At 64.7% G+C, this 22342-nt stretch carries 14 protein-coding genes and 1 tRNA gene; 5 read left to right on the forward strand and 10 right to left on the reverse strand.

What is annotated here, in order from left to right; genetic code table 11:
* Positions 1-54: 54 nt before the first annotated feature.
* Together JQ603_RS21165 and JQ603_RS21170 are read left to right on the forward strand one after the other, a co-directional pair.
* The gene (locus JQ603_RS21165) at positions 55-1254 is read left to right on the forward strand and encodes an MFS transporter (protein ID WP_212342241.1); all 1200 of its coding nucleotides are present in this window, start codon (positions 55-57) and stop codon (positions 1252-1254) included.
* 202 nt (positions 1255-1456) lie between these two features.
* Positions 1457-2407 (forward strand): AraC family transcriptional regulator, encoded by a 951-nt coding sequence (locus tag JQ603_RS21170; RefSeq protein WP_212342243.1) that lies wholly within the window; start codon positions 1457-1459, stop codon positions 2405-2407.
* A 137-nt stretch (positions 2408-2544) separates the two neighbouring features.
* Here JQ603_RS21170 and JQ603_RS21175 read toward each other — a convergent pair whose 3' ends face one another.
* A complete protein-coding gene (locus JQ603_RS21175) occupies positions 2545-4158 on the reverse strand; it encodes an acyl-CoA synthetase (RefSeq protein ID WP_212342245.1) in 1614 nt (537 codons plus the stop codon).
* Positions 4159-4212: 54 nt separating this feature from the next.
* The gene (locus tag JQ603_RS21180) at positions 4213-4980 is read right to left on the reverse strand and encodes a FadR/GntR family transcriptional regulator (RefSeq protein ID WP_211412408.1); all 768 of its coding nucleotides are present in this window, start codon (positions 4978-4980) and stop codon (positions 4213-4215) included.
* A 165-nt stretch (positions 4981-5145) separates the two neighbouring features.
* On the opposite strand from JQ603_RS21180, the gene JQ603_RS21185 reads away from it, so the two are divergent.
* Positions 5146-6351 (forward strand): ABC transporter substrate-binding protein, encoded by a 1206-nt coding sequence (locus JQ603_RS21185; protein ID WP_212342247.1) that lies wholly within the window; start codon positions 5146-5148, stop codon positions 6349-6351.
* Positions 6352-6404: 53 nt separating this feature from the next.
* Here JQ603_RS21185 and JQ603_RS21190 read toward each other — a convergent pair whose 3' ends face one another.
* From JQ603_RS21190 to JQ603_RS21215, 6 genes are all read right to left on the reverse strand, one after another.
* Positions 6405-6893, reverse strand: coding sequence for a DUF2059 domain-containing protein (locus JQ603_RS21190; RefSeq protein WP_212342249.1), 489 nt, complete (start codon positions 6891-6893; stop codon positions 6405-6407).
* Positions 6894-6940: 47 nt separating this feature from the next.
* The gene (locus JQ603_RS21195; protein WP_212342250.1) at positions 6941-8152 is read right to left on the reverse strand and encodes an OpgC domain-containing protein; all 1212 of its coding nucleotides are present in this window, start codon (positions 8150-8152) and stop codon (positions 6941-6943) included.
* Positions 8153-8480: 328 nt separating this feature from the next.
* Positions 8481-12050 carry a filamentous hemagglutinin N-terminal domain-containing protein gene (locus JQ603_RS21200; protein ID WP_212342252.1) on the reverse strand — a complete coding sequence of 1190 codons (3570 nt, stop codon included), beginning with the start codon at positions 12048-12050 and terminating at the stop codon, positions 8481-8483.
* A gap of 19 nt (positions 12051-12069) precedes the next feature.
* Positions 12070-13791: a ShlB/FhaC/HecB family hemolysin secretion/activation protein gene (locus JQ603_RS21205; RefSeq protein WP_245003739.1), complete on the reverse strand. Its 1722-nt coding sequence runs from the start codon at positions 13789-13791 to the stop codon at positions 12070-12072.
* A 247-nt stretch (positions 13792-14038) separates the two neighbouring features.
* On the reverse strand, positions 14039-15082 hold the full coding sequence (locus JQ603_RS21210) for an AraC family transcriptional regulator (RefSeq protein ID WP_212342254.1): 1044 nt from the start codon (positions 15080-15082) through the stop codon (positions 14039-14041).
* Between the two features lie 149 nt (positions 15083-15231).
* Complete coding sequence (locus JQ603_RS21215) at positions 15232-18273, reverse strand: ATP-binding protein (RefSeq protein ID WP_212342256.1); 3042 nt, start codon at positions 18271-18273, stop codon at positions 15232-15234.
* 262 nt (positions 18274-18535) lie between these two features.
* Between JQ603_RS21215 and JQ603_RS21220 the strand changes: the two genes are divergently transcribed.
* Complete coding sequence (locus tag JQ603_RS21220; protein WP_212342258.1) at positions 18536-19030, forward strand: hypothetical protein; 495 nt, start codon at positions 18536-18538, stop codon at positions 19028-19030.
* A gap of 356 nt (positions 19031-19386) precedes the next feature.
* Here JQ603_RS21220 and JQ603_RS21225 read toward each other — a convergent pair whose 3' ends face one another.
* Positions 19387-20268: a PhzF family phenazine biosynthesis protein gene (locus tag JQ603_RS21225; protein WP_212342259.1), complete on the reverse strand. Its 882-nt coding sequence runs from the start codon at positions 20266-20268 to the stop codon at positions 19387-19389.
* Positions 20269-20365: 97 nt separating this feature from the next.
* A tRNA-Met gene (locus JQ603_RS21230) sits at positions 20366-20442 on the reverse strand.
* A gap of 310 nt (positions 20443-20752) precedes the next feature.
* Between JQ603_RS21230 and JQ603_RS21235 the strand changes: the two genes are divergently transcribed.
* Positions 20753-22222, forward strand: a complete 1470-nt coding sequence (locus JQ603_RS21235) for a coniferyl aldehyde dehydrogenase (RefSeq protein ID WP_212342260.1) — start codon at positions 20753-20755, stop codon at positions 22220-22222.
* The last annotated feature ends 120 nt before the right edge of the window (positions 22223-22342 follow it).

Raw genomic sequence — 22342 nt, forward strand, 5'->3', positions numbered from 1 at the left:
CGATCAGCTTTGCACGAGACCCAACTCGACCGGCAGGAACATTTCAGCGTCTCGATGACATCGCGCCCCTCACCATCCCGCATCTGGCCGCTGTTTGCAGTCAATTTCTTCATGGCCGACATGCAGTCCGGCATCGGCCCCTTCGTCGGCGTGTTCCTGCAGGAGCGCGGCTGGGCGAGCGGGCTGATCGGCACGGCCCTGACGATCGGCAACATCGCCGGCATGCTGATCACGACGCCGGTCGGTGGCTTCATCGATGCAAGCCGCAACAAGCGCATGTGGGTCGTCATCCCCGGCATCTGCGTGGTCGCGGCCTCCGCGATCATCCTCATCTCGCAAAATTTCTGGGCCGTCACTTTCTCCCAAATCGCCCAATCGCTTGCGAGCGCCGCCATCGTGCCGGCGGTCACCGGAATCACGCTCGGCATTGCCAGGCAGAAAGGCTTCAACGCGCTGAACGGCCGCAACCAGGCCTTCAACCACGCCGGCAACATGGTCGGCGCAGCATTGTCGGGCTATCTCGGCTACAAGTTCGGCTATGTCGCCGTGTTCGTGCTGGCGGCGGTGTTCGGCGCCATCGCGATCGCCTGCGTGATGATGATCCCGGCGAAATCGATCGATGATCGCGCCGCACGCGGCAGCAGGGAGGACGACAGCAAGGCTCCGCCGGACGGCATGTCCGTCCTCCTCAAGCACAAGCCGCTTCTGGTGCTGGCATTGGCGCTGGCGCTGTTCCATCTCGGCAATGCCGCGATCGTGCCGCTCTACGGGCTCGCGGCCGTGGCCGAGGAACAGGCCAACGGACCGAGCTTCGTCGCGACCACTGTCGTGATCGCGCAAGGCGTGATGATCGTGACCTCGCTGATCGCGATGCAGGTCGCCGGCAAGCGCAACTACTGGCCGGTGATCCTGGTCTCCTTCATGTTCTTGCCCGTCCGCGGCGTGCTCGCCTTCTTCGTCACGGGATGGTGGGGCGTCGTGCCGATGCAGGTGCTCGACGGCATCGGTACCGGACTGCAAACGGTCGCGGTCCCCGGCATGATCGCGCGTTCGCTCAATGGCACCGGCCGCATCAATCTCGGCCAGGGTGCCGTGATCACGGTGCAGGGTATCGGCGCCAGCCTCAGTCCCGCGCTCGGCGGCTGGATCGCGCAATGGATCGGCTACGGCCCGACCTTCCTGCTGCTCGGCGGCTTTGGCCTTGCGTCGATCGCGCTGTGGCTGGCCTTCGGGACGACCGTGAGGAAGTATTGAGACCAATCGTCGCGGGAAATACCGGCACAATTTACGCGTCAATCCGGGCAACCATCAGACTGCGGCACCTGGTCACGGTCTCAACGCGCCGTTGCGAGTGGCTTATCACGCAATCCAGCGCTTTTCTCGTTGCGGCGCCCTGGCCCGGCGGCGAGGATACTGGCTGCAGAAAATCGCTCAGCGAACGATCCCCACTCGACCGATGATCCAGCCGCAACTCTCATTCGATGGCGACCCCAACGGTCCGGCCTATGAAAGATGGCGCGAGCAGTTTTGCCGTCAGGTGGCGAACGTCGATTTCGTGCCGGTCGGCGAAGGGCGAGTTCACCGGACCATTGCGCCGGCGATTCTACCCCGCATCAGGCTCTCGGCCTCGTTCGGCACGCCGATGTCTTTCGTGTCATTGGGGACGAACGACGAATTGATCATTACGATGTCGCCCAATTCGGCTTTAAGCGGGGCCATGGGCAAGCGCCCGCTGGAGATCGCGGCCGGCGACATCACGATCGGCGACCCCTCGATCAAGGGCGCCTGCATCACGCAGATCAAGCACGGCAATTTCCAGACCGCGCTGCTGCCACGCAAGGCCCTGCTGCGCGCCTGCCCGAATGCCGAGGACCTGATTGCGCGGTCGATCTCCGGCGCCAATCCGATCACGTCGATGTTCCTGCGGTATTACGACCTCGCGCATGCGCATGCCGACAAGCTCGCGCCCGCGGAGCTCGATGCGGTCTCGCAGCACCTGTTCGACCTCTCCGTGCTGATGATCGGAGCACGCGGCGATGTCGCCGAGGAGGCGCGGCTACGCGGCCTTGCGGCAGCGCGTTTCGAAGCCATCAAGGCCGACATTCTGGCGCAGCTGGACAAAGCCGCACTGTCGCTGTCCGACCTTGCGACCGCGCACCGCATCAGCCCGCGCACGATCCAATTGCTGTTCGAGAAGGCCGGCATCACCTATAGCGGCTTCGTGCTCGAGCAGCGCCTGCTGCGCGCCGAGCGGCTGCTTCGGAACCCGGGCCTGCGCTCGCGCAAGATCATCGAGATCGCGCATCTCGCGGGATTTCACGACATCTCCTACTTCCATCGCGCGTTTCGCCGCCGTTTCGGAGCGACGCCCGACGACGTCAGGAAGCTGGCTGGCGAGGCCGATTAAAGCATGATCCGGAAAAGTGCGAAGCGGCTTTCCGGAAAGATCATGCGTAAACAACAACCCGTAGCGCGATGACGATTCATCCGAATCTCATCGCGCTTTAGGCGGGCCCCGCCGCGACGGCGCCGGAACGGCGCCTGCTATGCCCCAAAACTCTTCTGGACCGCCTTGTCGAGCGTCTCGCCGCCGACGAAGCGCTGGCGCAGCTCGCGCTTGAGCAGCTTGCCGCTCGGATTCTTCGGCAGGCTATCCACGAAGATCACGCGCTTGGGCACCTTGAAATGCGCCATCTGGCCGGCGCAGTGCTTGATGACGGTGTCTTCGTCGAGCTTTTCCCCGCTCTTGACCACGACGATGGCGGTGACCGCCTCGATCCAGCGCGGATCGGGCAGGCCGACCACGGCGACCTCGGAGACGGCGGGAATGCGATAGACCATCTCCTCGACCTCGCGGCTCGCGACATTCTCGCCGCCGGTCTTGATCATGTCCTTGACGCGGTCGACCACGGTGATGTGGCCTTCGTCATCGACGGTGGCGAGATCGCCGGAGTGAAACCAGCCGCCGGCAAACGCCGCCGCGGTCTTCAACGGATCGTTGTAATAGCCGGAGAGCAGATGCGGCGAGCGATGTACGATCTCGCCGACTTCGCCGACCTTGACGTCTTCCATCGAAGTATTGACGACGCGCGTCTCGACATTGAGCACCGGCTTGCCGGCCGAGCCGGCCTTGCGCAGCTGATCCTCGGGACGCAACACGGTCGCCAGCGGCGCGATCTCGGTCTGGCCGTAGAAATTCCAGAATTTTACGGCGGGCAAGCGGCGCTGAAGTTCAAGCAAGACTTCCACCGGCATGATCGAGGCGCCGTAATAGCCCTTCTGCAGCGTCGACAGGTCGGTCTTGTCGAAGTTCGGCGAGCGCAGCATCGCGATCCAGATCGTCGGCGGCGCGAAGAAGGACGTGATCCTGTGCGCCTGGATCAGCGCCAGGATGTTGTCGGCCGTCGGCTTGCCCGTGATCACTCCGGAGGCGCCGAGATAGATTTGCGGCCCCAGGAACACATCTAACTGCGCGCAGTGATAGAGCGGCAGCGCATGCAGGAACTTGTCCTCCGCGCTCATGCCGCCGTCGATGACGCAGCTGACATACTGCCACATGACGGCTTCATGGGTCAGCATCGCGCCCTTGGGCAGGGACTCCGTGCCGCTGGTGTAGACGATCTGCGCGAGATCGCGGCTGTCGACCGACGCATCCAGGAACGAGCCGTCAGCATCAAGAAGATCGTCGAAGGTGGTGAGGCCGGCCGGAGCAGCCGCGGGATCCTCGCCCGGCAGCCAGATCATCTTCTCGACGGCGCAGTCCTTCGCGCTCGCGGCCTTCGCGGGCTCGACAAAATCGGGACCGGTCGCGAGCAGCTTGGCGCCGGAGCTCTTCAGGATGAAATTGATCTCCTCCGGATTGAGCATGAAGTTGATCGGCACCAGCACCGCGCCGATCCGCGCCAGTGCGAAGCGCAGCGCCGCGAAGGCGTGCGAGTTGCGCGAGAGCACGGCGAGGCGGTCGCCCTTCTTCACGCCGAGGCCAAGCAGGCCGCGGCCGAGCCGGTTGCAGATCGCGTCCATCTCGGCAAAGCTCCAGCTGACATTGCCGCAGCTCACCGCGAGCTTGGCCGGCTCGCGGCCTGCCGAGCGGCGCAAGAGATCGCCGATGGAATGCTCGCGCGCTTTCGAGATGGTGGCTGCGGTGTCGCCGGTCATGTGTTCCTCCGTGTGATGTCTTTGTTTGTTAGGTTTATTGCTTGAAATCTTGCGTCATCTGCGCCGGGCCGCCTGCGCGTGTTCCATGTACATGTGCTCGACCGACCGATCGAGCGAGGCGATCTTCTCGAAACCGCGCCGCCAGTCCTGCAAGTGCCGGCGGGTCCACAGCACCCCAGCTTCGCGGTCACGGCGGCGGATCGCGTCGATGAGATGGCGATGCGCCGCGACCAGGCGCGGGCCGCCTTCGGCGACGCCGGTCACGATCATCTCGGTGGTCGGATAGAACAGTTGCGCCGCCGGCTCGCGCGCCAGCTGGAGCACGCGGTTCTGCGAGGCTTTTGCGACCAGCACATGGAATTCGGCATCGCATTCGGCAAGCATCGCGGGATTACCAACGACGGCCTCGCTGCGCGCGAGATTGTCGGCGAGCTCGGCGACGTTCTCCTCGCTCGCCCGCTCCACCGCGCCCTCGATGCTGGCGACCTCCAGCGTCATCGAGGCCTCGTAGAGTTCGCGGAAGGTGACCTCGTGCAGCACCAGCGCGCGGCTGAGGCGGCTTGCGAGCTTGCTGTAGCGCGGCAGGCAGGCATGCAGGCGGCGCGATGAATCGCGGCGGATCAGCCCGCCCTCCTCCAGCACGCGGATGCCTTCGCGAATGGTCGAACGATTGACGCCGAACTGGCGGACCAGGTCGTGCTCGGTGCCGATGGGATCGCCCGGCTTGATGCGACCATTGACGATCTCGCGCTCGATGGCGTCGGCGACCTTCTGATAGGCGGGCGCGACATCGATCGGACGGAACAGCGGCGCGACGGGCACGATAGCTCCTAATGGCGTTTGTCGGACAAACTATAGGATCGGTCTGAAACCGCGTCAAACTGCGTCATTTGTACCGCAGATGCAGCAAATTGACTCCTGCGGAACCCCACTCTAACTTTGTCGGACAAAGGGACAGAATAGTCCCGCATAAGAGGAAACGTATCCATGAGACCTATCGCAGCCCTCGTGTCTGCGGCCGGCCTGCTGTCGGCTGCCCTGATCATCTCCGCCTCGGCCCAGCAGACCCCGCTCAAGATCGGCGTGCTCTCCGACTTCTCCTCGGTCTATTCCGACATCGGCGGCATGGGGAATGTCGAGGCCACCAAGATGGCGATCGAGGATTTCGGCGGGCAGATGTTCGGCAAGCCGATCGACATGGTCTCGGCCGACGTGCTCAACAAGCCCGACGTCGCCTCGACCATTGCGCGCAAATGGTGGGAGACCGAGGGCGTCGACATGATCATCGACCTGCCGACCTCGGCCACCGCGCTCGCGGTGATGGAGCTGTCGAAGCAGTACGAGAAGATCATGATCGTGACGGATGCGGCCAGCTCCGACATCACCGGCAAATCGTGCTCGCCCTATACGGCGCACTGGACCTACGACACCTATGCCAACGCCCACACCGTCGGCAGCGCCATCGTCAAGAACGGCGGCGACACCTGGTTCTTTCTCACCGCCGATTACGTGTTCGGCCATTCGGTCGAGCGCGACACCGGCGACGTCGTGAAGGCCGCCGGCGGCAAGGTGGTCGGCAGCGTCAAGCATCCGCTCAACACGGCAGACTTCTCCTCCTTCCTGCTGCAGGCCCAGGCTTCCAAGGCCAAGATCATCGGGCTCGCCAATGGCGGCGGCGACACCATCAACGCCATCAAGCAGGCCGGCGAGTTCGGCATCGTCGCCGGCGGCCAGAACCTGGCCGCGATCGTGATGTTCATCTCCGACGTGCACAGCCTGGGGCTGAAGCTCGCGCAGGGGCTGATCATCACCGAGGCCTATTACTGGGATCTCAACGACAAGACCCGCGCCTTCGGCAAGCGCTTCATCGAGCGCGTCAAGCGCATGCCGACGATGAACCAGGCCGCGACCTACAGCGCCACGCTGCATTACCTCAAGGCGGTGCAGGCCGCCGGCACCAGGGACACCAAGACGGTGATGGCCAAGATGCGCGAGCTGCCGGTCAAGGATGCCTTCACCGACAACGGCACGCTCCGTGAGGACGGCCGCATGGTGCACAGCATGTATCTGTTCCAGGTGAAGAAGCCCGAGGAATCGAAGGGGCCGTGGGATTACTACAAGCTGCTCGCCGAGGTCCCTGCCGACCAGGCGTTCCGGCCGCTGAAGGATGGCGGCTGCCCGCTGGTGAAGTGAGCCAGGCAGGCACGCGGGCAATCAATCGCGTGCCTGGTCTCCCGGAGCCGATCTCAGAGCTTGTGCCCCTTCTGGCGCAGCGCCTCGATGAGGCGCTGCTTCAATTCGTCGGCGGCCTTCTGGCCGACGTCCTGGCTGATCTGCGCGCTCGCCTGCGCCAGCGCGTCCGACTTCTCCAGGAACTTTCGGCCCGCGGGCCCGGCGTAGAAGGTGTCGATCTGATGCAGCTCGTCCACCGTGAAAGTTTGGGCATAGAGCGCCGCGATCTGGTCGGTCAGGGACGCAACGAGCGGGGCATAGATCTCGGCGCCGGGCGCCGTCACCGCATCGTAGTCGCGCTCGATCTCCGGCCTGTCCTGCGCGACCACGGGCCGCAGCTTGAGCAGGAGCTGCGGCAACAATGCGCGATACTGGTCCGCGACCTTCAAGGTGGCGACGAGCTTGCGCGCCGCGCTCATCGCCTCCGGCGACGGCGCCTGTGCCGCTGCGCCGCAGACGAGAAACAGGAGAGTGCCGGCGATCGTCAACAAACGTCTGGACATTGAGCTCTCCGTTGGACCTCTCCGTGAACGACAGGCGGCGCGATGCTTCAGCGGCTCGCAGAGGCAGCGGTTGCGGCCGCCGCGCTCTCGGCCGCCATCTCGGGCTGCTCGACCTCCGTCACCTTCACGAACAGGTTCGGCACGCGATCGGCCCGATCGAGCAGCCAGGCGGCGCCGACCATGATGACGATGCCGGCGATGGAGACGGCGAGCTGCTCCCAGATTCCCTTGGTGTACTGCGTCAGGATCCAGTGCGCCGAGAACGACAGGAATACGCCGAGGCAGAAGATCGGCAGCGAATGCTGGCCGCAGAGGATCACGGGCCGCAGCCAGATCGCATGCAGCGCCCGCCATTTGCGCGAGATGAAATAGGTCACCCAGATCGCCAGCGCCAGGAAATGCGTGAAGCGCAGCATGTCGAGGTCGGTCTTGTCGATCGGGTAGATCAGCTTGATCATCCATTTCGGGATCAGGGCCTCGAGCGCGTGGATGTGCCAGGTCATCACGATCAGCAAAGCAAAGATGATCCACGCTGCAGCGAGCCACATCGCCGGCTTCGACCAGACCCATTTGGCGACCTTGTCGATCTGGCCGATGCCGCACCAGGCCGCGAACACGAACATCAGCTGCCAGCAGAACGGGTTGAAGTACCATTTCGTGCCGGGCGGATAGGAGGCGATGTTCCAGTCGAACCAGCGCGAGAGCACGTAGAGCACGACGGAGCCGGCCAGCGTCAGGTTCGGCCGGCGCACCAGGCACCACACCACGAACGGCGAAGCAACCACCAAGGCGATGTAGAGCGGCAGGACGTCGAGATTGACCGGCTTGTATTTGAGCAGGATCGCCTGCCCGATCAGCTCGTCCGGATGCGCCAGGAAATTGAAGACGTTGAACTCGTGCGCGTACATCGGATTGTCGAAGCGTCGCACGGTTCGCGCGATCTGCGCCGTGAACAGCAGGAACAGCATGATGTGGGCGACATACAGTTCGGCCGCCCGCCGCCACAGCCGCTTCAGCGCGGCGAGAAACCACCCCCCCGCGACGATCGGTCCGTAGATCCAGCCGACCAGATAGCCGGAGATGAAGACGAAGAACTCGGCGGCGTCGCTGAAGCCGTAATTGCGCAGCGTCAGCCACGCCACGACGTCGTGCGGGATGTGGTCGAGGAAGATCATCCACAGGCCGAGGCCGCGGAAGAGATCGAGCCGCAGGTCGCGCTCGATCGGCGCAAGGAGTGCTGACTGGTCCCGTATGTTCATGGCCCCGCCTCTTCGGGTGGGCGTCGCGCCACGGCGGCGCCGGCAAAATGGAATGCTAAAAAATGCGCATCAAAAGTCACCTGACCTCGTGGCCAGCTGCCCGCCCACGGTAGCCGACCTCCGTGTCTGCGCAAGGGACTTTGTGATCGCGACGACGCCGACCATCGCCGGGCCGCGCCGAAGCGGCGGCCGGCTCAAAAAAACATCGAAAACAACCCCATGCACAGTAGACGCTTACCGCCAAGGCATTGCTCGATTTGGGAAATTCAAATGCTCCGTCCGGCAAGAAACCACGGCCCGGATGGTAAGAAAATACAGGGCTCGCTTCTCATTGCGATACGGCCGGGCATTGCTTCCCGTCGCCAGCGCGACAGGCGGGGCCAAACGTAATCTTGCCGGCATCAGCGATCGTCGGCGGCGGAGGCGGCACGATCTCGATCGGCGCCAGAACGCTCGGGCCAAGCGGAGCGGCGGGATCGGGCGACGTGGCGCCGCAGACCGGGCTGCCGCCGGCTCCGAGAGAGCAGCCGCCCACATCGCGCGAAATGATCAAGAGATGGCCGTCGACATAGCTGATGTCGTAGTTCACGGACGTCAGACCCGAGGCGACGATGCCGTAGACCCCGGGATTGCGCGCTCCCTGCGCCGAGCCGCCATAGGCGAGCGTGCCGGACAGCGCGGCCGGCCCCTCCCCGTTGACGAAACCGGAATAGGCCACGCTGCCTCCCGAGAACGGCACACCGTCGTACATCCTGGTGACGTCGCCCGCCTTGACGGCGAGGGCCGCCTTGTTGACGGTCAACCCGCCGTCGACATAGGTGATGACGTAATTGGCCGAGGAGAGGCCCGACGCGGTCAGGCTGTAGTGCCCCGCATTCACCGCGCCCTGTGCCGTGCCGCCATAGAGAAGCGCACCCGACAGCACGGACGCGGTCTCGCCGTTCATGAAGCCGGAATATGTGACGCTGCCGCCGGAGAAGGCGAGGCCGTCATAGGTCTTGGACGCGTTGGCGGTGATGGTGAGCGGCGCCTTGTTGACGGTGAGGCCCACCGCGGTCGATCCGATATAGACCGGGCCGCCCGAACCGGTCGCGCGGAGAATATCGGGGCCGCTGAGATTGTAGCTGCCTGCGCCCAGCGAGGTCGTCACTGCGCTGCCCCAGCCGAGCGTGACGCGATCGGCATTCACGCCGGTCGCGGTCAATCCGCCGAGCGATGCCAACGTGCCATAGGTCGTGCTCGCCGACCCCGACACATTCACATAGGCATCGTAGACGGTGTCGCCAAACGCGCGCAGCACCGGCTGACCGTTGTTGGCGCCGCTGACGGACTTGCCCCAGATGCCGGCGAAATCAAAACCGTTGTTGATGAAGGTGAAGGGATCGCGCATCTGGGCCGTGGTGAGCATGTTGCCCCCACAGATGTTGCCAACGTAGTTGTAGCCGCAGGCGGAACTCTGCCCCGTCGTCTCGCTGTTCGCGTAGCTTTGGGAAACCGAGCTTCCGTCGCCGTTGACTCCCACGACCCCGCCGACATTGGTGGTGCCGGAAACCGCGCCCGTGGCGTAACTGCGGCTCACTGTGCTGATGAACCAGTTCATCCCCACCAGCCCGCCGACCTCGTGAACTCCTGAAACCGCTCCCGTGGCGTAGGAGTTCGTTATTGAGCTGGTGTCGTAGTTCATCCCCACCAGCCCGCCAACGCTATGGTCCCCGGACACGTTACCGGTTGCGTAAGACTGGCTCACGTTGCCACCTTCGAAGGTAGCTCCCAGCAATCCGCCGACTTCGCTGTTGCTGGACACGTTGCCGGTGGCGTAGGAGCGGATCACATTGCCGTACGAGACGTATCCCAGCAGTCCACCGACAAATGCGCCGGTCGCCGTGACATTTCCGGTGGCGTACGTGTCGCTGACGTTAAGGAGGGTGCCCCCGCCGACCAGCCCGCCCGTGTTGCTGACGCCCGTCACCGCACCTGTGGCGTAGGAGTTGCTCACCGTGGCCAGGACGTAATTCATCGGCGCCACCTCCCAGCCTGACGCAATTCCCACCAGCCCACCCGCACCTTCGTAGATTGCGGACACATTGCCGGTGGCATGTGAGTTGGATACGGAGCCGGCGATCATGCGACCTGCCAACCCGCCGACGGCGTTGTAGCCCGCAATCGTGCCGGTGGCATACGAATTGACGATCGTGGTGAGGTAGGAGTCCCCGAGCAGCCCGCCGACGAGAGCGCTGCCGCCGGTCACATTGCCGGTGTTGTATACGTTGCTGATGGTGTTGTAATCCAAGCCGCCGTTGCCGTAGTAACCAGCCTGCCCCACCAGCCCGCCGACGGAATTGTTGCCCGTCACGCTGCCGCCTTCCAGCCCGACGTTGCGGATGGTGGCGCCCGTGGCAGCGCCGAACAAGCCAACATTGTCGGCGGTCGGCCGATAGATCGTCAGATTTCCGATGACATGGCCGAGCCCGTCGAAAATTCCGGAAAAAGAGCTGGAACCGCCATTGCCACCGATCGGCGTGAAGCCCGCGCCGCCATTCCAGCCGGCCGTGGCGCTCGCATCGATGTTCGTGCCCAGCACATAGTTGCCGGTGAGATTCGCATTGATGTTCTGCAAGGCGTTGAGATCCGTGATCACCGTGTAGGTGATCGGCGCGGCGCTGCCGCTCTGGGTCTGAAACAGGCTGCCCGCCGCGAGGTTGACCGGCGCGTTGACGTTGTAGGTGCCCGTCGCGGTGGTCTGCGCATATTGCAGCACGAGCCCGTCGAGGCCGGTCGTGCCGGTCGAGGTCAGCGACGCGTTGATGCTGATGGCGTTGTCGGCCCTGAGCGTGAGGATGTGCGATGCCCAGCTGATCGGCGCGTTGACGGCGATGTTGCCCGCATCCGTGCCGCTGCCGGAAGTCGTCACGGTGACGTCGCCGCTCGCAAGCGCGGTTTGCAAGGCCTGCGCATAACTGGCGTCGATGGTGATGTTGACGGGGTCGATCAGCCAGTGCCCGCCCAGCGTGTCGACCTTCAGGTCGGCGGCGAGATTGACCTTGGCGGCGGAGGTCTCGACCGATCGGGCGCGCAGCGTGCCGCCGGCATTGACCTCGCCATGCCTGGCGTCGCCGAGCAGCAGGATGCGGCCGTTGCGGCTGCCGATGCTCGCGGCCTGCACCATGCCGGTGTTGTTGACGACACCCTTCATGGCGTCGCTGGCGCCCTTGGCGGTGAGGATGGCGACACCGCCATCGGCGCGGATCAGTCCTTTGTTCTCGACCAGGGTCTTGACCGTGGAGGCCTTGACCTCGACCGAGAGCAGACCGTCGCCGTTGAAATCGAGCAGAACGTCGGTGCCGGCCGCGAGCGCCGTGCTGCCAATGATGGTGCCGGAATTGCTGACGCTCGGCGAGATCAACGCCACCACCTTGCCGGAGATGCTGCCCTCGTTGCTGATTGCACCGCTGCTGCCGGTGAAATTGTAACGGCCGGCCAGAAAATCCGCGTTGCTGATGCCGAGCGTGGAGGCGACGAAGCCGCCGGTCTGCACGCTGCCGGTCTTGCCGACGGCGATGCCGTTCGGATTGATCAGGAACACCTGCCCGTTGGCGCTGAGATTGCCGAGGATCCTGGAGGGGTCCTGTCCGACGACGCGATTGAGCGCGACAGAGGATGCGCCGGGTTGATTGAAGGTCACGGAATTGCCGGCACCGATCGAAAAGCTCTGCCAGTTCGCGATCATCCGGTCACTCGACTGGTTGACGGTCATCGCATTGCCGGACTGGCTGATCGTGGCCTGCCCCGACACGACCTGGCCGCCGGTGGGCAAGGTCTGGGCCAGCGCCGGCGGCGTCAGCATCGTGGTCGCGGACAGGGCGATTGCGAGGCGCGTCTTCGGCAGGATCGATGTCATGGCGTGCCCTCTCGAAACGTCAGAAGCGAATGCCGGCCTGCAGCCAGAACTGGTCGCTGGCCTTGACGCCGTCGGCATTCGCGCCGGTGATGATGGAGCGGCCGGGATTGTCGCCCAGCGTATGGGCCCAGCTTGCCGACACGTTCAGCCACTCGCGCGTCCAGCGCGCGGCAAGACCGGCGCTGGCAAGCCCGTAATCATTGCAGCCGCAGACATTGAGCGGCGGGATGCCGTTCGGCGACACGTTGAGCTTGACGTAGCCGCCGTCCACGAAGCTCGCGAGCTGCAGGCCGCCGAAGCGCGGAGGTATCGGGGCGTTGTAGCGGAGCTCGAGCGTGCCGAGCACGCCCATGTCGCCCCGGGCTTCGCCGACCGGATAGCCGCGCACACCGAACGGGCCGCCCAGCGCAAAATCTTCCGAGGAATCGAGGTTCTTGTTGGCCCATTGCCCATAGAGCCGGCCGAACAGCGCGAAGTCACCGGGCAACGCTTGAAGCCGCGCGACCGCGGCATTGATCCGGTTGAACTGCCCTTGCGTCTTCAGCCCGGCCTGATCCGCCGCAAGCGCGCCCGGCACGCGTCCGAGATCGAGATCGCCGAACGTCCAGCTCACCGACCAGTTGGTGATGCCGCCGCCGAGCAAACCATCGCGCCGGTCACCACTGAAGCTGAGCGTGCCCGAAATGGAGCGCTTGTCATCGAGCTTTCCGGCGATGCTGTCGTCGACCAACGCCTTCCAGGTCACCGCGCCACCGAGCTGGAGGTTGAGATCACGCGAACGAATCAAGCCGTAGTCGACCCCGCCATTGGCGAAATGGGCAAAGCCGGTGAGACCAAGCGCGCGGCCGATGGCGTCGATGTTACGATAGCCGAGATAGCCGTAGCTCGCATTGGCGATGAGGCCGCTGGCACCGAGCGGTGCGCTCGTCGCCAGCGTGCCGTACTCCTGGCCCTGCGACACCGTGCCGGACAGCCGCGTCAGGTCGCCATATCCGGACACGTCGGTGAACGTCACTAGCCCGTTGGCTTGCGCCTTGCCGACGCTGGAGCTGCCGTAATTGTCGGCCCAGATGCCGCCGCCGAGAATGGGCACTTGGGCGACGCCGACCACGAGCTTGCTGGTGTTCGGCGCCTCGCCCGGTGCGAGCCTGGCGTGCACCGATACGCCCGGCAGGTCGTTCATGCGCAGCAGCGCGTTTTCCAGATCCTGCCGCGTCACGCCATCCGGCTTGAGCCGGCCCTCGATGATGGCGCGCAGGAGATCCTCGCGCACGCGCACGCCCTTGGCGCGATCGAGCGTGATGGTCTTGAGCGCGCCCTCGACGATCTCGATCGTGACGATGCCGTTGGTGACGTCCTGAGGCGGCAGCAGCGCGCGCGCCAGCAGCCGGCCCCGGCCCTGGAGCACGGCGGTGACCTGATCGGCCAGCGCATAGAGTCCCTTGATGCCGAGGCGCTTGCCGCGCACCGCAGCGACGAGCTGCTCGCGCGCGTCGTCCGGCAGCAGCTCCACCTTGCCGGTGAAGCGCACCCCCTTCACGGTGATGCGTTCTCCCCGATCAGGAATCGCCGCGGGCGCCTGTTGCGGACTTATCCCGTCAGGGGCCGGCAACCTTTCCTGCCGCTGAAATTCCTGCTGCCGCTGCATCTCGCGCAGCAGCGATCCGGCATCCTGCGCAGCGGCCGGGACCGCGGCGCCCACCATCAGCATCGCCGCCCAGACCGCCCGGCACCGTCCCATTCCCATCCGACAACCCGCTTCACTTCCACGGGCACGGCCTTCAGGCAATTAGGCAACAACATCAGCGAATTACATCGCTTGCAGTGTCCCCTTGTGATGGCTTTGGGCGCGCCCGCAACGGGCATGCCACGGGCTTTATGCAACCCGCCAGCGAAACTGCGAGGCGGTGTCTCGATTTCTCATTGCGCGCAAAAGCTCCGCATGAATTTCGCCCTGCGCGCAAACCGCCCGATCCGGTTCGGGCCTGTTACGAGGGGATGCTGGTCATCCACTTCCACCACATCTGCCGCGTGATGAGTTGCGGGTCCCAGGAGCGCTGATCGCGCGCCAGGGCCCGGAACTCGCGCGGCGTCAGCCCGTGCAGACGCTGGAAGGCGCGGGTGAAGCTCTGCGGATGCACGAAGCCATGCGCTTCCGCGATGTCCGAGATCGATTTGTGCCGTTGCGCCGAATCGGCGAGCGCCATCCGGGCGCGATGCATGCGCTGCTCCTGGATATAGCTTGCGATGCCGCCCGCATTCTCGAACAGATAAGACAGTTTTCGCGGGGAGATGGCGAAGTGCGCCGCAATGCTCTCCGGCGTCAGTTCGGGGTTCAGCGCATGGTCGATGACATGGCGGCAGATCATGTCGAACAGCGCGAGCTGCACGCCGCCGGCGGCATCCTCGCGCACCGAGCCGTTGATCACCGTTGCCGCCAGCTCCAGCGTCGGCTTCGCCAGCGCCTCGCCCTCGCGCACAGTGAGGAGGGGCGCCCGGCGCCACAGCGCCATCAAATGATCCCGGAACATGCCGACCAGCGCGCCACCGCCGGCGAAGATGCGCATGTTCTGCTCGTCCGGCGCGCTCAGCAGCGGCGCCAGCAGCGGCCGCGGCACGAAGAGGTGGATGCTGGCATAGTCCGGCGTCTCCGTCATCTGCGGCTGCGCGCAATCGAACGTCATGAAATCGCCGGATGCGCTCGACGCCGTCTGCGCGCCGAACCGCGGGCGGCAGCCGCCGTCCACATAGAACTGCAGGACATAATGGCTGACGCCGTCACGCCCGATCTGGTAGCGCGAGCGGTCGAACGACTGCGCCTGCGTCTTCGCCGTGCCGAGCACGAGCGCGCCGAGCTGATAATATTCGACCCGGGCGTGGAAGCGCTCGGGGTTCTTGAGCCGGGTCTGGCCGAGGAGGCCGACCTGCTCGTGCCAGATCGCCAAAGCCTGCTTGTGCGGCGTGCCCTGCGTATCAAGTATGAAATGAGGAAGCGGCGATTGATCTGCCGCGTTGTCGTCCGCCCCCTGCACCTGACTTCCCCTTCACCGCTTACGAACCAGTGTCCCGATACCTAGTGCGCGGCCGTGATCATTTCCAGATGTGCCCAGAGCTGTGCCGCCGGCGGGCTGCACACCCGTGACCTGCATCGCGTGACCTGCATCGCACGGCTGCCATTCTGTCAGGTCTGCTCGTCGCCGCGGGCGAGCATCTCGTTCAGCATCGCCTCGGCCTTCTGCTTGAGCGGCCGCGCGCCGCTGTCGGAGGCGATCGCGATCGCGGCGCGCAAGGCCGTCAGGATCGCGGCCTTGTTCGCCTCGCCCGAGGGCGGCGTCACCACGGCCTCGCCGAACAGGGCCTCGGCCTCGAGGCCGGAAAAGCCCTGCTGGCGGGCGGTGTTGCGGGCCTCGCGCAGCATGTTCTGCGCGGCCTGGACATCGCCGAGGCGGTGGGTCGCGAGCGCAAGATAGATCGAGCTGCGCAGCACCGCCGAGGTGTAGCCGACCGCCTTCGCCTCCTCGCGCGCCTCGCTCAGCATGCCGCGCGCCCGGTCGAACAGCCCCTGCTCGAGATAGGCGATGCCGAGGTGGCAGGCGAGCACCGGCACGAACAGCCGGATGCCATGCTTCTGCGCCAGCACGAAGCCTTCCTCCAGAATCGCAGCGGCCGCCGCCGGATCGTTCCGCCCGAGCTTCAACCACCCACCGCTATAGGCGGCGGCAACGCGGTCGTAGGGGCGGCCAGTCTCCTCCGCGATCGCAGCCGCTTCGCGCTGGAGCTGTTCGGCGGCATCGAGCTCACCCATGACGGTGTGGGTGATGCTGTTCATCATGCAGCAGAGGAGGAGCAGGGATTGCGGGGTCGTGCCGATCGGAGCACTTGCTGCCGAGCCCGCGAGATGGCCTCGCGCCGCAGCCAGCATCTTCTCGGCGCCACGGTAGCGGCCGGAAAGAAAATACGCCTGCCCAAGCCCATATTGCGCGAGATTGCGCCAGCCAGGATTGCCCGAGCTTTCCGCCAGGTGCACGACGTCTTCACCGATCGCGACAGCTTCGACCGGCGTTCCATAGAAATTCTGCGCACCCGCCCTCATGGTCATGGCCGCAACCTTGCGTCCGATGTCGTTGATCGCATCGGCTCGCCGTTCGGCCTCGCTTCCCAGATCCAGAGCTTCGGCAACGCGCCCTGATCCGGCAAAGGCCAAACGAGCCTCCATCCGGAGGTCAATGGCATTCGTCTCTCTCGCGTGCGTCACAGGGGTCTTGTCGAGCGATTCCATCGCGGTCTCGAAATAATCGACCGCGTCGGCATAGGCTGAGCGAGCCAGGCATCTTCGAGCGGCGCTCCTGCCATGGTGAAATGCCTTCTGCCAATCCTTCGCCCTCGTGGCGTGATAGCAGAGCGCGTCCGGCCCGTCGGTCCATGCTTCGTCGCCCTCAAGAGCCGCGAGAATACTGGCATGGATGCCTTCGCGCACTTTTTCGACCATCGAATCGTAGGTGACCTGCCTGACCATCTCGTGCCGGAATTCGAGCGAGTCCTCCAGCTCGCTATCGATCCTGACGAGCAATTCGGCCCGGTCGAGCGTGGTGAGGCAATCCTGCAGGACGTCTTCCGGCAAGGCCGCGACTTTCCGCAGCATGGCCTGGTTTGCCCGGGGTCCGAGCGCCGCGGCGATCTGCAGAAGCGATCGCTCCTGTCGTGACACGCGATCCAGCCGTGCCGCGATCACACCTTGAATGCTGCTGGGGATACCGAGCTCGTCGACGGGACGCGCCAGAGACAGGTCGCCCCACTGGCCGAGAAGCATGCCGCTGTCCTTCAGACTGCGGCAGACTTCCTCGATGAACAGTGGGACATTGGCCGTATGAGAGATGATCTGGTTCTTCAGCTCTGAGTTCGTCGTGGCGGGGCCGAGCATCTCCGTCAGCATGGCCAGACCCGAATCGTCGTCGAGAGGCCGCATCGCCACGATTTCCGCGTGACAGCGCGCGATCCATACCGGCATTCCATTGGGCCGCGTCGTCAGTAGCACAAGCAAATCGGGGCATTGCAGCGTGGACAGAGTGGCCACAACCGAATCGCTGGTCCGGTCGATCCAGTGCACATCCTCGATCAGCAGGATCGTGCGCTGGCGACGGGCGACACTCTCGACGATCGCGCAGCTCGCGTCCGACATCGCTCGGCCGCGCGCGTGAGGCTCCAGTTCGTCCCAGTGCGGATCGGAAATCGGCAGGTCCAGAATCGCGTCGACGGCTCGCTGCTGCACCACGGGCAGCGCGTCTCTGGGATCGTCCACCTTGCTCTGATCGAGGATCGACAGCATCAGGCGCTTGAGGGTGCTGTATGGTGCGCCCTGGAGATTCGGGCTGCACTCGGCATCGATCAGCCGCCAGCCGCTGGCCCGAAGGTCCTGCGCGAACTCATGCGCAAGGCGCGACTTCCCGATGCCGGCGTCCCCCATCAACAGCACCGTCTGCCGGCCAGCGGCGACCCTTTCCGCAGCACGCCATAGCAATGCCCGCTCCGTCGTGCGATCGACGAATCGGGAGACACTGCGCGCACGCCTGACTCGCCAGCTCGAAAGATCGCTGGCCCCCATGACGCGGTACACCGGCAAGGGCTCGCCAAAACCACGGAGTGCCTTGCGACCCAGAAACTCGAAGCGGACGTGCCCGTCCGCGAGCTCCTGGCAGGCTTGGGAGACGTAGATCTGGTTCGCCTCGGCCGCCGCCTCGAGCCGCGCGGCCAGATGCTGGGCGGCACCACCGATCTCGTAGACCTTGGAGAATTCGTTGGCGACCATGTAGGCCACCACATGGCCGGAGTGGAGGCCGACCCGAACCTGAAGTCCGGGATCGCCCAGGCTGCCGACACGCCGGACAAGCTCGATCGCCGCGTGGCAGGCCAGCGGTGCATGATTGTCGTCGGCGATCGGGGCGCCGAATACGGCGGCCACTCCGTCGCCCAGCTCCTTGCTGACGATGCCGCCGAACTGGCGCACCGCGCCTCGCATCGCTGCAAGAGCCGGCTCGAGACGCGACACCGCCTCCTCCGGCTCCAGTTCGGCAACAAGACCTGTGGAATCGACGACGTCGGCGCGAAGGATCGTCACGAACCGTCGTTCGCTGTCTGGGTCGACGCGCTCGCGGACCGCCGCCCCGCATTTGGAGCACCAGCTATCGCCTGGACCAATCGCCGACTGACACGCGAAGCAATGCATTCCAGCGCCTTCAACGAACTGCCTCGGCAGTCCCGCTCCAACGCCCGCAAGGCGTTTGAACGTACATTACCCATAGAGGAATGCATGGCAATTGGGCTTGCGGGATACGCGATGTTACTGGATGGTGGCTTGCTGGACGAAGTGCAGTCTTGGGTGGTAGCGTGACTGCACACAACAAATTGTGTGATCGGTCGCGACGCGCTGCGCATTTCGGGCAGCCAGCGACAGGTTTTGACAAACAGACATATCGGGGAAAGAGGCGATGGCCGGACTGGTATATAGCGGCAAGGCATTTCGAGACTTGATGAACAGCAATTACTATCCCCTGGCGAACATGAAAAAGAGCGTCGCCAAGCTCAAGGCCTCGGAGGATATCGACCTGCCGACCCTGGAATACGGCCAGTACCACCTGATCTTGACGCCGCCATCGAAGTGGCCGCAGGGAAGCGCCAAGTACTGGCACAAGGAGAAGGGCCGGGCCCGCGTCGACCTCAGCACCCAGCCGAACACGGTCCCCCTGTCCAAGGATGAGTCCGGCGTCATTCCTCTGACCCGCTGCGATCTGCTCGATGCCTGCGTCCGCAAGTGCTTCAACTCCGAGCCGCCGATCCCGATGAAGACCAAGATCATCACCCATGCAGCGAGCGATGCCTATGCTCACCGGCATGAGATCCGGCTGGAGTGGGAATATCGCAATGGCGAGGACAAGGCGCCGACGCTACTCAACCTGACGATGGTCTGCCCGCACAGGTCCTGATTAGAAGCATTCTGCGTCGTCAAGAGAATCATCGACGCCCGTGCGCGACAAGCGCGCGGGCGTTTTGTTTGCAGGCGCCGCGCCGCGTCGCGCCCGTCCTACCTCCCGTCACGGCTCTGTCGCACGAACATGATCCGCTGCTCTTCCGTGCATGCGCGAGTCACCTCCGAAGAGGACGACCGTCGCGCGCGTTGGACAGGGAGCGCGGGCGAAAAGGTCGACATCAAGTTTCAGCCGGAGGGGCTGGTGTTCGGCGAGGCGCCGTCGACGCTGATGGGGCGGACGGGAAGGCCGTCAAGGAGTTTTGAGAGAAGCCGCGGCGGGCTAGGTCACGAACCGCCCGCGCTTCATCGCGACTAGAGCTGCAGGACATGCGACTCCACGTGCGCCACAGACCCTCCGAGCAGGCAGCCGACGGGCCTGCTGCCGGCGAAGCCGATGCGCACCCGGATCTCGGACAAGGCTCCCATGGCCCGCCCCTGCATGATGGTGATCCGCCCGCTGTCGCGTTCGACAAGTCCGTTCTTGAGCAGCCCGAACGCGAGCGCCGCCGCGGCAATGCCGGTGGCAGCGTCCTCCGGGTAGCCCGACGATTTCGGAAACTGCCGCGCCTCGAAGCGCCGTTCGCCCTGATGGTCCACGGCGTAGGGATAAAGACCGGTGGACCCGATCCGCCCGCAACACGCTTCAATCTGCGCCGGGTCCGGCACCAGTTCGTTGAGCTCGCGGACGCCCTTCATCGGGATGAGCGTCTTCACCCGCGACGTGACGGCGTTCTGTATCGGCAGGTCAAGCAGATCGCGGCGCGACAGCTTGAGCACCGACAGAACGTCATCCTCTTCAGCACGCGAGAGATCGACAACCTTGCCGACAGGCTGGCTGATCTCGACGGACGGCTCGCCAGAGCTGCCACGATCGACATAACCTGTCACCGCTCCGCTGCGCGTCTCGATGCGAACCTGGTCACCGGACAACAGGCCCTTGGCCGCGAGCAGCCACAGCGCGCCGATCGTCGCGTGACCGCACATCTCCATCTCGTGTCGCGGAACCCAGAAGCGAAAGACATAGTCGGAGTCGAGGCTCGGCGCCGGCAGGACGAATCCCGATTCGTGACCGAAGTGCTGAGCCACCGACTGCATTCCTGCAGGCTGTAGGTTCGAGGCGTTGATGACGATCGGACAGGGGTTGCCGCCACGCCCCATATGCGTGAACACATTGACGAGTTCGACCTCGGTCATTGGATAGCTCACCTCCCATTGCCCCATCACTCCCCAAAACAAAAACGGCCCGCATCAAGCGGGCCGTTTTCATATCGGATCCGGTGAAATCCGAATTTGGTTGCGGGGATAGGATTTGAACCTATGACCTTCAGGTTATGAGCCTGACGAGCTACCGGGCTGCTCCACCCCGCGTTAAACCGTTGCCTAGCCTTCTTCAAAATGCCGGGGACGGTGGATGAGGGCCGGCGCTGTTCGCGTGGCTTTCCTCTTCCGGTCCAAAGGCTTCCTTGGAAGACAACCCCGGGGCAAAGCCCGTCGGGTGCGGGGGGTATGTATCAAGGCGGGCTGCCTTTGGAAAGGGCTGCGGGGACGTTTTTTTCGACTTTATGACAGGCAGATGGACCGGATTCCGGTCGATTTGCCGTAGACTTGCCAGAAGTTCCGCAAAGGGCCAGCTTGCGGCAACAAAAAGCGGGACAAACGCCTTTGAGGGGAGAACGCCATGGACCACGCCTTGGATCGTCCCTTGGATCGTTCCTTGGACCGATCCCTGACAAGCGCTGCGGTCGGAGCGCTGGAGGATGGCTTCCATGCCATGGTCGCGCGGTCGCGGACGGGGCCAGCGCCCGATCTGGCCGGGCGGCTCGACCGGCTGGCGCGGTTGCGCAGCGTCGTCGCCGACAACGAAGAACGCTTCCGGCAGGCGATCTCGGCCGATTTCGGCCACCGCTCTTCGGTCGAGACCACCATCGCCGAGGCCATGATGGTCTACAGCGAGATCCGGCATGCGACAAAGCACCTGAAGGGCTGGATGGCGCCGCAGCGCATCGCCACCGCGCTGCAATTCCTGCCGGCGCGCAACCGGCTGATGGCGCAGCCGCTCGGTGTCGTCGGCATCATCGCGCCCTGGAATTATCCGCTGCAGCTGACGCTCGCGCCGGCGATCGGCGCGCTCGCGGCCGGCAACCTGGTCATCATCAAGCCGAGCGAGCTCGCGCCGCACTTTTCCGCGCTGCTGAAGGAGACGGTGGCCGCGAAGTTCGATGCGACCGAGCTGCTGGTCACCGGCACCGAGGACGACGTGGCGAAAGCCTTCGCCGGCCTCCCCTTCGACCATCTGGTCTTCACCGGCTCGACGCGGGTCGGGCGGCTGGTCGCGGAAGCCGCGGGACGCAATCTGACGCCTGTCACGCTCGAGCTCGGCGGCAAGTCGCCCGCGATCATCGACGCATCCGCCGATCTCGAGGAGGCGGCCGAGCGCATCGCCTACGGAAAGCTGCTCAATGCCGGCCAGACCTGCATCGCGCCGGATTACGTGCTGGTGCCGGAAAATTCGGTGCAGGCCTTCGCCGAGAAGGTGCGCGCGCAGATGCGGCGCATGTTCGGCACCGATCCCGCAAACAAGGACTACACCTCCGTGATCTCCGACCGGCATTATGCCCGGCTGGAGGGGCTCGTCGCCGATGCCGCACAGCGCGGCGCAAAGATCCTGCAACCGGCGAAGGCGGACGATCCCAACTGGAAGGCGCACCGCAAGTTTCCGCCGACGCTCATCATCGGCGCGACCGAAGCGATGGCGGTGATGCAGGAGGAGATCTTTGGCCCCGTGCTGCCGGTGCTTGGCTATCGCGAGCCGGCGGAGGCGATCGCCTTCGTCAACGCGCGCGAGCGGCCGCTGGCGCTGTACTGGTTCGGCAAGGACCGCAGCGTGCGCGACGAGGTGCTGGCGCGCACGGTCTCCGGCGGCGTCACCGTCAACGACTGCCTGTTTCATTTTGCGCAGATCAACCAGCCGATGGGCGGCGTCGGCGCGTCCGGCACCGGCGTCTATCACGGCGAATGGGGCTTTCGCACGTTCAGCAAGCTGAAGCCGGTGTTTTATCGCTCGAAGTTCAACCGCCTCGCCGATCTCTATCCGCCCTATGGCGGCAAGATCGCGCGGCTGGAGAAGCTGATGCGGTTGATGTCGTAGCTGACACAAACACCGTCATTGCGAGCGCAGCGAAGCAATCCAGAATCTCTCCGCGGCGACAGTCTGGATTGCTTCGCTCCGCTCGCAATGACGATAAGAAATGCAAAGGGGGAAACAACA

The sequence above is a fragment of the Bradyrhizobium liaoningense genome (genome assembly GCF_018130825.1).
Classification (GTDB): domain Bacteria; phylum Pseudomonadota; class Alphaproteobacteria; order Rhizobiales; family Xanthobacteraceae; genus Bradyrhizobium; species Bradyrhizobium liaoningense_B.

What these genes read in the sequence shown, in the direction of transcription:
- JQ603_RS21165 (WP_212342241.1), top strand. Translation starts at nt 55, where the DNA reads ATGACATCGCGCCCCTCACCATCCCGCATCTGGCCGCTGTTTGCAGTC.
- JQ603_RS21170 (WP_212342243.1), top strand. Translation starts at nt 1,457, where the DNA reads ATGATCCAGCCGCAACTCTCATTCGATGGCGACCCCAACGGTCCGGCC.
- JQ603_RS21175 (WP_212342245.1), bottom strand. Translation starts at nt 4,158, where the DNA reads ATGACCGGCGACACCGCAGCCACCATCTCGAAAGCGCGCGAGCATTCC.
- JQ603_RS21185 (WP_212342247.1), top strand. Translation starts at nt 5,146, where the DNA reads ATGAGACCTATCGCAGCCCTCGTGTCTGCGGCCGGCCTGCTGTCGGCT.
- JQ603_RS21190 (WP_212342249.1), bottom strand. Translation starts at nt 6,893, where the DNA reads ATGTCCAGACGTTTGTTGACGATCGCCGGCACTCTCCTGTTTCTCGTC.
- JQ603_RS21195 (WP_212342250.1), bottom strand. Translation starts at nt 8,152, where the DNA reads ATGAACATACGGGACCAGTCAGCACTCCTTGCGCCGATCGAGCGCGAC.
- JQ603_RS21200 (WP_212342252.1), bottom strand. Translation starts at nt 12,050, where the DNA reads ATGACATCGATCCTGCCGAAGACGCGCCTCGCAATCGCCCTGTCCGCG.
- JQ603_RS21205 (WP_245003739.1), bottom strand. Translation starts at nt 13,791, where the DNA reads ATGGGACGGTGCCGGGCGGTCTGGGCGGCGATGCTGATGGTGGGCGCC.
- JQ603_RS21215 (WP_212342256.1), bottom strand. Translation starts at nt 18,273, where the DNA reads ATGCATTGCTTCGCGTGTCAGTCGGCGATTGGTCCAGGCGATAGCTGG.
- JQ603_RS21220 (WP_212342258.1), top strand. Translation starts at nt 18,536, where the DNA reads ATGGCCGGACTGGTATATAGCGGCAAGGCATTTCGAGACTTGATGAAC.
- JQ603_RS21225 (WP_212342259.1), bottom strand. Translation starts at nt 20,268, where the DNA reads ATGACCGAGGTCGAACTCGTCAATGTGTTCACGCATATGGGGCGTGGC.
- JQ603_RS21235 (WP_212342260.1), top strand. Translation starts at nt 20,753, where the DNA reads ATGGACCACGCCTTGGATCGTCCCTTGGATCGTTCCTTGGACCGATCC.